Origin of the sequence: Bradyrhizobium niftali, from assembly GCF_004571025.1 — a bacterium.
GTDB classification, from domain to species: Bacteria; Pseudomonadota; Alphaproteobacteria; order Rhizobiales; family Xanthobacteraceae; genus Bradyrhizobium; species Bradyrhizobium niftali.
Genome location: NZ_SPQT01000051.1, coordinates 18,236 through 28,395, shown reverse-complemented (window position 1 = coordinate 28,395; position 10,160 = coordinate 18,236). Strand labels below are relative to the sequence as shown.

Sequence of the window (10,160 nt, the reverse complement as noted above, 5' to 3'; positions counted from 1 at the left end):
CCTTTACCACCGCTATTGAGGAGCCTGACAACTTCAGGAAATCCAGATCTGTTGGCGCGTGGATCGGCCTAACAACGCGCCGCTACCAATCCGGAGAAGTCGATTATGACGGCCATATATCCCGACGTGGCGACCGCCCTTTGCGAGGGCTTCTCTACGAAGCGGCAGCGGTCATTCTGACGCGCAGCTCAACTCACAGCACGCTGCGCACATGGGGGCTTCAGCTTCGAGAGAGGATCGGCTTCAAAAGAGCTGCCGTGGCTGTGGCCCGCAAACTGGCGGTAATAATGCATGCGATGCTTAAGACCGGCGAGCTGTTTAACCCGAATGCCGGAGCCGCCGCATAAGTCCCGATCGCGTTCGGAACCCGAACGCCTAAGGCGTCCCTGCCGGGACGTGAGCCGAGCCATTCCGCTGATGCTGTTGCACTGCTGACCCAGCAAAGTGCGTCGTCCACATTGAAGGCTCGTCCCGCGAAGCTCCATCATGCGGCGGCTGATGCCGACCGCGAAGACAACCATGCACCCGGCAGTGTCTCCTCAGAGATTATATGCTTGACGCTTCGGCAGCGATTAGACAACAGCATCAACAACGGACCTCCGGGCATTCTCAGGTTGTCCGATTTTGCATTGTCAACCACCGCGGCAGGTGCGAAACTTCTCATCAATCGATCTGCGAGCAGCGCATGCGCGCGCTTGAGCACAAAGGACTGGAAGGACTGCGGAAAATGTTTACTAAGCGCGATCTTCTTCGTTCGGCCGCCTTGGCTGCCATCACTGCATCGACGGCAAAATCTGTCCCCGTGTACGCACAGACCAGCGCCGACCGCCCAGGTTTCTTCAAGGCAAAAGACATTGCCGAGGCAGGGTTCATCTACGGACTGCCTATCGTGATGAACTATGCCGTCATGCATGAATATGCGATCGATCGGAGTTCCGGGCAGTTCAAGGCTCCGTTCAATCAGATCAAGAACGAACCCAACGTCTTCACCTACAAAGATACGGCAATCGTCACGCCAAACAGCGACACGCCCTATTCCTTCGTGTGGATGGATTTGCGGACGGAGCCGGTAGTGCTCTCGGTACCGGCGGTCGACTCGAAGCGCTACTACTCGGTCATGCTCTGCGATGGCAATACCTACAATTACGGCTATATCGGCACCCGCGCCACAGGGAGCGAGGCCGGCGACTACATGGTGGTCGGGCCCGACTGGAAGGGCGACACCCCGGCGGGCATCAAGCAGGTGTTTCGTTCGAACACACTGTTTTCCGTCGCGGGCTATCGCACCCAGCTTTTCGGCCCGGATGATCTCGACAAGGTCAAGGAGGTGCAGGCTGGTTACAAGGTGCAGATGCTATCGGCCTATCTGAAGCAGACGCCGCCGCCGGCCGCGCCAGCCATCGACTTCCCCACGATCGATAAGGAACTCGTGAAGACCAACTTCTTCGATTATCTCGATTTCGCGCTGCAATTCGCGCCGGCGCAGGGCAATGAGAACGAGATACGCGCTAAGCTGGCACTCATCGGCGTTGGACCTGGCAAGACCTTCAACTTTAAGGACCTCCCTCTGGAGCAGAAACTGGAGATCGGCCTTGGCATGAAGGAAGGCCAGCGGAAAGTCGACGAGGCCGTCGGCAATGTCGGCAAGACGGTCAATGGCTGGCGGGTTAGCGGTCTTCCAGGCGATAGCGCCCACTACAATGGCGACTGGTTAAAGCGTGCCGTCGCCGCTCAGGCCGGCATTTATGGTAATGACCCGGAGGAAGCGACCTATCCGTTCACGCGCGTTGACAGCGATGGTCAGACGCTCGACGGCAGCAAGAACAGTTACACCCTGACATTCGCACCGGGCCAGCAGCCACCGGTGAACGCGTTCTGGTCGCTGACCATGTATGACGGCAAGTCCCAGCTCCTGATCGAAAATCCGATCAACCGCTATCTGATTAACTCGCCGATGCTGCCGAACATGAAAAAGAATGCGGACGGATCACTAACGCTCTACATCCAGAACAAGTCGCCCGGCGCTGACAAGGAAGCAAACTGGCTGCCGGCGCCGAACGACACGATCTATCTTGTCATGCGGCTCTACTGGCCGAAGACCGAAGCACCTTCGATCTTGCCGCCGGGCGAAGGCACATGGCAGCCGCCTGGCATAAAGCGGGTCGCATAGAGGACACAGAGAGCCGGCGCGAAGGCATGCAATGTCGCCTTAGCGTCAGCATGCGCGGTAGAGGCTCCGGATTGCAATTTACGGTCTACCCCAAGAAACCGACCCGATCTGGAGCGAGAGCATCGGCAGGAACGGGCCAGAAGCGGAAGCGATAAATGCTATTCGCTAGGTCCGCAGACCGGAATTGGCCATCGGCCCTGCTGGTCGCTTAGTACGCGGTCAGTCATTGAGACCGGCTCTGCAATGTTTGACTACTAACCCGGCGACCGACTCGCCCAGGCGACTGCCTCGTCCCATGGCGGTTGCCGCGGGAATACCTCGCTTAGAAAAGCGATGAATGCCTTAACGTTTGGATTGCTTGCCATGCGGAGTTTTCAGGCACGTTTCGCCGCTCAGCCAAGCCTCTGGTCCATGGGTTGTCCCGAGGCTAAGCCGCGCGCCGTCCCGGGCCGTCACGGTGCGTCGTCACCGGCTCCGAACTGATCTGGCCCGGCGCGTCCAAAACCGCCACGTGATGGCTGTAGACCATCTCCCAGCCCTTCCAGCCGGTGAAAAGCAGGATGCCGACGACCACGAGCGAGAGAATCAAGCCCCACGGTTTTATTGCGGCTTCAGCGCCTTGACCGTACCGGAGCAGAAAATTGATAAACGCAATGATGACTGCGATGAGATTACCGGACATGTGATACCAGGCATCGTTCAATGCCCGGATTCGAGGCTCGCCGAAGAAGTCGGTAAACCCAGCCACAGCAGCGAGAAGTGCCATCACGACACCTGCACCGATCAGCCACATCGAGACTCTCGCCCAGAAGCCGTCGCCCGTTCCAACGAACGCGAGGTCGGTGACCAACGCTCCGACTAGGAAGGCGACAGGAAATGGAATCAGCATTGGATGCAGCGGGTGAGTGCCGAGCTTTGCTGTGCTCACAGGATTGACGCCCATAGGGGACCCTCATGGTTCAGCTATCTGCCGGAACAATGTCCGCCAATCCTTCCGGTTCCTGCCGGAAGTCGGTGCGGCGCAGCAATAGACTCAATGGGGACAGCAGACGGTTCATGGTCGCTTTGTGCCTAGCCGCTGTGAGCAATCGCAGCAACCAAACACCCTTCGCGCAAGGGGACGCGAGTTACCTCGCGCCCCGTCTTTGTGGAGCTTTCCCCGGCGTTGAGCCGGTCCAGGACGGCCGCATCCCAATTTGCACGGAACCCCCTCCGAGCATTTGCAGTTAAATCGCTGGTTCATCTTCATGGAGAAAGGCCATGGGATCGCGCCGGAGATTTAAGCAATCTTCCCCTCTCGGGGAGCGACTTGCCGAAGAAGCGAAAAGCCTACGTGAACTAGCCAAGACACTGCCGCCGGGGGCCCAGCGAGAAGCTTTATTACGAAAAGCGCGACAAGACGAAGTCGGCGCGCACATAACTGAGTGGCTTACGTCGCCCGGTTTGCAGCCGCCGAAGTAAGGCGTATGATTCTAACTGATTTGCAAACTAAGGGAGGTGCACTTGGCAGCCAACCTGGTTTTAAAAATTGCCATCGTAGGGTTGGGCATTTTTTCGACGGTTCTAGCCTCTATGTTGTACTTCAATCTGTAAGGAGGGCCTCCTCAGTTGGCGGCCCCTCTCCTCCACCCCCGCTAGAACGTGGCATGGCCCCGCCCATCACGATCAAACGCCACGAAGCCGTTCCCGGCACCGGCAGCTATGAAGTCGGCTTCGCCGATGGCCGACCGAGCGTCTATTTCTATTGGGATGACCTGCCCGATCGACGCCTGCGGCAGGATCTGACACCAGCGAAGAAGCGCGCCTCCGGGGCGCAGGAGCTCGCCCGCACCGAGCGCGATAAGTTGAGCGCAGGCACCGCCTGAAGAAGCACGTCGAGCCGCGCCCCTACGCGGCCCGCAAGCTCGTTCAGCTCGCCGCCAGCATCGAGCCAGTCCAGGAGGGGCGCATCCATATTGAGAAGATAAACGCGCCGTTCCCGTTCACACTCGGTAGCGAGTTCGGCGCCCGCATCCGCTACGCCGTCAGCATGCCGCTGTCCGATCTTCCTCGTCTTCGCCGCGCATCACAATCTTGAGCCCTCCCTCCTTCCAAGGCGCGGCGCGTGCCCGCGTTTCCATCAACCCCGGTTCGTCCCGTCCGTTGTCGGTGCTGCCCCCGTTTAGTCGCTCGACGTGACGTTGAGAATAGATGTCCAATTGAAAAAGACTAGCGACCTTTTGGGAGCGGCAATTCGATCGTGCAGATCATTCCGTCGGCGCCGAATTGGCGCTGGACCGTCGCGTTCGGTATCGCCCTTTCGATTAGCTGGCTTCCAAAGCCGGTGGTCTTCGGCTCCGTAACAGCTGGTCCGCCGCTTTCGCGCCAAACAACGGTCAGAACACGCTGACCGTCTCGGGCGCGCATGGCCCAGCTCAGATCCACCGCGCCGCCTTCACGGGAGAACGAGCCGTACTTGGCCGAATTGGTCGCCAGCTCATGGAAAACCAGACCAAACGGCGTGGCGAGGTCAGCGGGCAAGAAGACTGGGTCATTCGGAATCCTCATTCCTCCAGGGTTTCTGGCGATATAGGGCTCAAGCTGTATCTGTGCTAACGTTGCGAGATCGGCGCCCTTCCAGTCGGAATCCACCAGCAGCGAATGGGCCTTGGCCAGCGCGGCAATGCGGCCATCCAGCCGGTCCGTGAATTGCTCACACGATTTGCTGAAGCGCCGGGTCTGGTGCACGATCGACTGGACGACCGCCAACGTGTTCTTGACGCGGTGCGTCAGTTCGCCAAGCAGTAACTTCTGTTGCTCGTCCCACGCCTTGCGCTCGGTCACATCCCGGACGCTTTCCAGGGCGAGCTGCTGTCCCTCGATTTGTTCGAGGATGATACGGCTTTCGACAATTAATTCCCGGCCGGCCTTGGTCTTATGTTTCAGTTCGCCACTCCAGTTGCCTTCATCGAGCAACTTGACCCGCAAGTCGGCGAATGACCCTCCGGGCACAATCGTGCCCAACAGCACGTCCTTTCGTTTTCCGACCGCTTCGTCGCGGCTGTAGCCGTAAAGCTCCTCGCTGCCGCGGTTCCAGTCGAGGATGGTTCCGTCATAATCCCAGATGAATATCGGATCGCGCGACAACTCGACGAGCTGCGTCTTCTGCCGGAGCCTGCGCTCGCTGATCCTGAGCGCATCCTCCGTGCGACGACGCTCCGTCATGTCGACGAAGGTGAGCACTACCCCTTCGATCTTATCCTCGACCGTGCGATAGGGGCGCAGACGGACGTCGTACCAGTGATGGTCCCGGGTGCGAATTTCATGCTTGATTGGGGTGAGGTTGGCGAGCACCGCATGCACGTCACTAACCAAGCCATCGTATTCCAGTTGATGCGTGAAATTTGAGATCGGACGGCCTTCGTCGGCAGGCGTGATGTTGAACAGTTCCGTCACCTGCTGCGTAAAACGTTTGATGCGCAAGCTGGAGTCGAGAAACAGTATCCCGAAATCGGTCGCCGCCATCAGATTCTGAAGATCGCTGTGCCCCCGCGAGATCACCTCCAGCTTCAGCTTGAGCTCGCTGTTCACGGTCTGCAGCTCTTCGTTGATCGATTGCAGCTCTTCCTTACTTGTCTCCAGTTCTTCGGAAGTCGAGCGGTATTCCTCGTTGATGGATTGCAGCTCTTCATTGGCTGCGCGCAATTCCGCGTTGGCGATCTCCGATTCCTCCTGGGTCGTCCGTAGTCGCGCCTGGATCTGCTGAAGCTCCTCTCGCAGCCGCGCGATGATTTCGTTGGCGTCGTACTCGGGGAATCCTTCGACGGCAACGTCGATCGGCCCGCCCTCGATGAACAGCACGACCGCGCGGCCGGCGCCATGCTCCACGCGGTCGTCAGCCGGCTTCACATGCATCAGGACCCGATGCGGCGAACCGTTAAAGCGGACAGCGATGGGCAGGCTAAGCCAGGGTTGCGAGGTCTCGAACACCCGGTGCAGGGCGGAGCGCAGCTCGAACCTCAGTTCCGGTCGCACCAGATCGACGGCATTGCCGCTCAGGGGGCCGCCGGACGGCTGAAGGAATCGCCCTGCGTTGTCGGACATGTGCAGCACCTGGTGCGATTGATCGACCAGAATGCTCGGCGGCGCGAGCCTTTCGAGTGCCTCGCGATGCGCGGCAGCCTCATTGAGCAGTGAGGCCGTGCTTGGCGGCCTGATCGGATGCGCAGCCTGTTCGTGCACGATGCCGACGCTGCCAAGCAGGCGCGGCAGCAGTCGCAACTTGCCCGGAGTGGCCACTGCCCGGTAGATGCGCGCCTTGCGGTCGAACGTTCGGAACTGGCCCGCCGGATTGTCCGCGCTCTCCGATGCGCCCAGCATGAGAAAACCGTCCGGGTTAAGGGCATAATGGAATGTGTTGCAGGCCAGCTCCTGCAATTCGCGATCCAGGTAGATCAGGACGTTGCGGCAGGCGATGAGATCGATCCGCGAAAAAGGCGGGTCCTTGAGCAGGTTGTGACTGGCGAACAGCATCAGATCGCGCAGTTCTTGGCGAACGCGATAATGATCCGCCTCCTTCACGAAGAAGCGCCGCAAGCGATCCTCGCTGACGTCCGCCTCGATCGCCGCGGGGTACTGTCCCTCTCGCGCAATGGCGAGGGCACGGGCGTCGATGTCCGAACCGAACACCTGCATCATGGGCCGGATGTCCTGCCGCGCGGCCTGCTCCAGCAGCAGCATCGCAATCGAATAGGCTTCCTCGCCAGTTGCGCAGCCAGGGACCCAGACTCGGATCGAACGGTCGACCAGTTCGTCATGGAACAGCTGCGGAATGACCTGACGCTCGAGCGCTTGGAACGCCTCCTTATCGCGGAAAAACGATGTTACCGAAATCAGGAGGTCCTCGAGGAGAGCCTGGACCTCGTCGGCATTGTCGCGCAGAACGTCGTGATACTTCTTCGGGCTACTTGCTTGTGTGACTTGCATGCGCCGCGCGATCCGGCGCAGGACCGTTGCCCGCTTGTATTTGGAGAAATCGTGACCGGTGCGCCCGCGCACATGGCCGAGGATGCGCCGCAGCAGGTCCGCGCTCAAGCCATGCAGTTCTGGGCCCGGTCCGCCACTGCTCTTTTCGCGCACCAATTCGGTCAGCCGTTGCGCCAATTCGCCTATCGGCAGGACGAAATCTGCAATTCCCGTTGCAATCGCACTGCGCGGCATCGACGGGAATTCGGCCTCGTTGGGATCCTGCACCAAGATGATGCCGCCGGATTCCTTCACGGCCCTAACCCCAATCGTGCCGTCCGATCCGGCACCGGTCAGAATGACCGCGCAACCGTCCCCGTGTTGCTTCGCCAACGAACGGAAGAACAGGTCGATGGGGCTCGCTTCCCGCGCGGCTCCTCGAATTCCGCGGTGGCGATTTCATCGTTGGTGATGTGCAGCCGCCGGTCGGGTGGGATGACATAGACGTGGTTTGCCTTCAGCGGAGCCGGCTCTCCGACCTGGAGGACTGGCATGTGCGTTCGCGCAGCCAGGATATTCGCCATCTCGCTGCGCTGATCTGGATCAAGATGCAGCACCACGACAAAGGCGGCGCCGGTATTCTCCGGCAGCGCGGCGAACAGTTGCTGTAAGGCGCGGACGCCACCGGCCGAGGCGCCAATTCCAATTACGATCGTTTTGGCGGAGCGCGGCTCATCTGTTTCGGTCCGTTCCTCGTCCCTGATATCGGCCATTAGACAGTCTCACTTACGCATCGGTCGAGACCGGCATTTAACCAATGATATCACGAGTTTCGGCAATGAAGTCTCTGTTTGGCGGATTACGGAAAGCGCTCCGCGGCGCTGTCTCCGTCCAAACAAACATACGGCGTGAGGTTCAACCCCAACGGACCGCGCGCGCTTCTGTGAGCGTCGCTGCGGCGGACAGTCCGCTAAAGACCGGCCCTCTGGACCCCGACGGAGTGCTCCTTTTGGGCAGTCAAGTTTCCACTTTCATCGGCATATATTGAACTCGCCAACCGGGCGGTTTTCCCCTTCCAGCCCCAGCCCGGAGAGGCAGGCGGCCCTACCGCGCGATCAGCGAGGCAGGGTCGCTGCGCGTCATACACTCGCGGGATGAGCAACGTGGATAAAACTGGCCGGTCGGCGCCTGGTTACTGAAAGCCGGTTGCATTCCCGCCTGCCCTGCAAGGGAGGATGTCCTGGTCAAACAACCTCGTTTCGACGCTTACTCGGTCCCAGCACGCATCTGTTCTTGCCGTTGCCGTTGTCGGTGGCGCGGCGCTCATCGCGGTGGCGATTATGAGTATCTATTTCATGTAGGCACAGCGCCGCTGCCCCGTCCTTCGAAGTTGAAGCAAAGAAGATCGACCTCGGCTCCGGTGAGATCGGCTCGAAAAAATCGGCATGTGTATTCAGTCTGCTTCCTGCTCGCACGGTTGTATGCCGCTTCAGTCAAGAAAATGCACTGTCTGCAACTATCCGCATGGTGACGATTTTGTCGCGCGTCTAGCTGACGCAAAATTTGACTGAGTAGGTCGCGAAAGTTGTTTGCACCAACTTCAAGCGTCGCAATGGCATGGATGAGCGGTGCGATGGGATCGCTGGCAAGAATTTTCTCTCCTCGGGGAGTCACATCAAGGATGACCGAGCGCTTGTCTTGGTCGGCGCTTTTGCGCTGGAGGTAACCCTTGTCTTCAAGACGCTTAACGGTTTGAGAAGCGGTGGCCCGAGAGGTGCCGACGAACTGGGCTAGCGCGGACGGGGTTCGTGAGAACCTGTTTGCACGAGCAAGAAGTCTCAACGCCATCCATTCTCGATCAGTCAATCCGTGCCGGGCGCCATCAAAATGCCAACCGCTCGACGTTTGCACCAACAGATCGACCGCTTGCCGCGCTGCCGTGATCATCCCCGCCCCTCTCTATAGTCCGGCAGATTCACCTGGCGGAACCTTACATTGCATGTAAAGCGGGGGTGAACGACTATACGAAGGTTTGCAATTGGTGATTGTGCATTCATAAAAACCTCTTTGAACGCGAGTCACAGGCCAGCGGGCAGCCCGGGTCAGAAGCCGTCGATGCCACAAGCCACGGAGACGTCAGCTAGGGGCCAAAAAACCGACATTAGCGGCGCTTCGCTCAGATCAGTTTAGGGTTCTGGCTTCCCCACGGGCCTAGCTATTCAGCGGCACCAGGAGGCAATTAGTTGGAGCGCCGGGAGCGCGAAAGCTTGGTGGCAGCAATTATAACCCTGTCGTAGGCCTCGAGGGCAGCGTCGGTTGATAGTTCGATCGTCTCTCGGAACCGTGCGTCGCTCGCCTGCGTGAAGCTTTGGCTTATTGCGTCAGTGAGTTCATCATCGCTGACCGATGGCTCCTGGGGGGCTGGACGCTGCGGTGCATGAAACCGGTTGTGGCCCATCAACGAGGTCGCGGTACGCCCCATTGAGGTCCGCTCAGTGACGCGGAGCGGACTCGATTTGCTCACATTGAGTTCCGGCGCGCTTCGCCCCGAGAAGATTTCCTGTCGCAATATGTCGAAGCGACTTTGCAGGATGGAGAGTTGTCCGAGGACGAGATCCGCCCCCAGATCGTCGGCCTCATTCTAGCGGGCTCTGATACGACCCGCGGATCACTGTGTATGACGCTCGCTCATCTCCTCCAACATGTGGATCAATGGCGCGCTTTCTGTGCCGATCCCGATGGTCTCAAGCGCGCAGCGGTGGACGAAGGATTGCGTTTCGATCCGGTGATCATGGAATCCCCCGTATCGTTGTCAGGGCTTTTGATCTGGACGGCTATCGAATTCCCGCCGGTACTCTGCTCACCATTTCCGTGCCCTCGGCTCTGCGCGATCCATTGGTCTATACCGATCCCGACCACTTCGATATCTTCCGCAAGGACCATCTCTGATGGCATCCGATTTTCGGCGCGGGTGCGCATCACTGCGTCGATGAGGCACTCGCCCGCGTCGAGATCGAGGAAATCCTCGCGACAATTGCACGGTTTG

The 10,160-nt window shown here is 59.3% G+C and carries 6 protein-coding genes and 2 pseudogenes; 5 read left to right on the top strand and 3 right to left on the bottom strand.

Features of this window, described 5'->3' with window-relative positions:
• The coding region (locus E4K65_RS43815) for a transposase (protein WP_135179364.1) at positions 1–347 on the top strand (347 nt) is incomplete at its 5' end.
• A gap of 380 nt (positions 348–727) precedes the next feature.
• Positions 728–2,170 (top strand): DUF1254 domain-containing protein, encoded by a 1,443-nt coding sequence (locus E4K65_RS43810; protein ID WP_135179373.1) that lies wholly within the window; start codon positions 728–730, stop codon positions 2,168–2,170.
• Between the two features lie 427 nt (positions 2,171–2,597).
• Here E4K65_RS43810 and E4K65_RS43800 read toward each other — a convergent pair whose 3' ends face one another.
• The gene (locus E4K65_RS43800) at positions 2,598–3,113 is read right to left on the bottom strand and encodes a DUF2231 domain-containing protein (RefSeq protein ID WP_135179363.1); all 516 of its coding nucleotides are present in this window, start codon (positions 3,111–3,113) and stop codon (positions 2,598–2,600) included.
• A gap of 703 nt (positions 3,114–3,816) precedes the next feature.
• On the opposite strand from E4K65_RS43800, the gene E4K65_RS43790 reads away from it, so the two are divergent.
• Entirely contained in the window at positions 3,817–4,035 is a 219-nt protein-coding gene (locus E4K65_RS43790; RefSeq protein WP_135179361.1) for a hypothetical protein, read from the top strand.
• A 343-nt stretch (positions 4,036–4,378) separates the two neighbouring features.
• Here E4K65_RS43790 and E4K65_RS43780 read toward each other — a convergent pair.
• Together E4K65_RS43780 and E4K65_RS43775 are read right to left on the bottom strand one after the other, a co-directional pair.
• Positions 4,379–7,887, bottom strand: a pseudogene (locus E4K65_RS43780) (chemotaxis protein CheB).
• A gap of 580 nt (positions 7,888–8,467) precedes the next feature.
• Positions 8,468–9,061, bottom strand: a complete 594-nt coding sequence (locus tag E4K65_RS43775) for a MarR family transcriptional regulator (RefSeq protein ID WP_347340985.1) — start codon at positions 9,059–9,061, stop codon at positions 8,468–8,470.
• Between the two features lie 577 nt (positions 9,062–9,638).
• Here E4K65_RS43775 and E4K65_RS50125 point away from each other — a divergent pair.
• Together E4K65_RS50125 and E4K65_RS50120 are read left to right on the top strand one after the other, a co-directional pair.
• Positions 9,639–9,806, top strand: a pseudogene (locus tag E4K65_RS50125) (cytochrome P450); the annotation flags it as partial.
• Between the two features lie 20 nt (positions 9,807–9,826).
• Positions 9,827–10,063, top strand: a complete 237-nt coding sequence (locus E4K65_RS50120) for a cytochrome P450 (protein ID WP_135179360.1) — start codon at positions 9,827–9,829, stop codon at positions 10,061–10,063.
• Positions 10,064–10,160: the final 97 nt, after the last annotated feature.

What these genes read in the sequence shown, in the direction of transcription:
- E4K65_RS43800 (WP_135179363.1), bottom strand. Translation starts at nt 3,113, where the DNA reads ATGGGCGTCAATCCTGTGAGCACAGCAAAGCTCGGCACTCACCCGCTG.
- E4K65_RS43775 (WP_347340985.1), bottom strand. Translation starts at nt 9,061, where the DNA reads ATGATCACGGCAGCGCGGCAAGCGGTCGATCTGTTGGTGCAAACGTCG.
- E4K65_RS50120 (WP_135179360.1), top strand. Translation starts at nt 9,827, where the DNA reads ATGGCGCGCTTTCTGTGCCGATCCCGATGGTCTCAAGCGCGCAGCGGT.
- E4K65_RS43810 (WP_135179373.1), top strand. Translation starts at nt 728, where the DNA reads ATGTTTACTAAGCGCGATCTTCTTCGTTCGGCCGCCTTGGCTGCCATC.
- E4K65_RS43790 (WP_135179361.1), top strand. Translation starts at nt 3,817, where the DNA reads ATGGCCCCGCCCATCACGATCAAACGCCACGAAGCCGTTCCCGGCACC.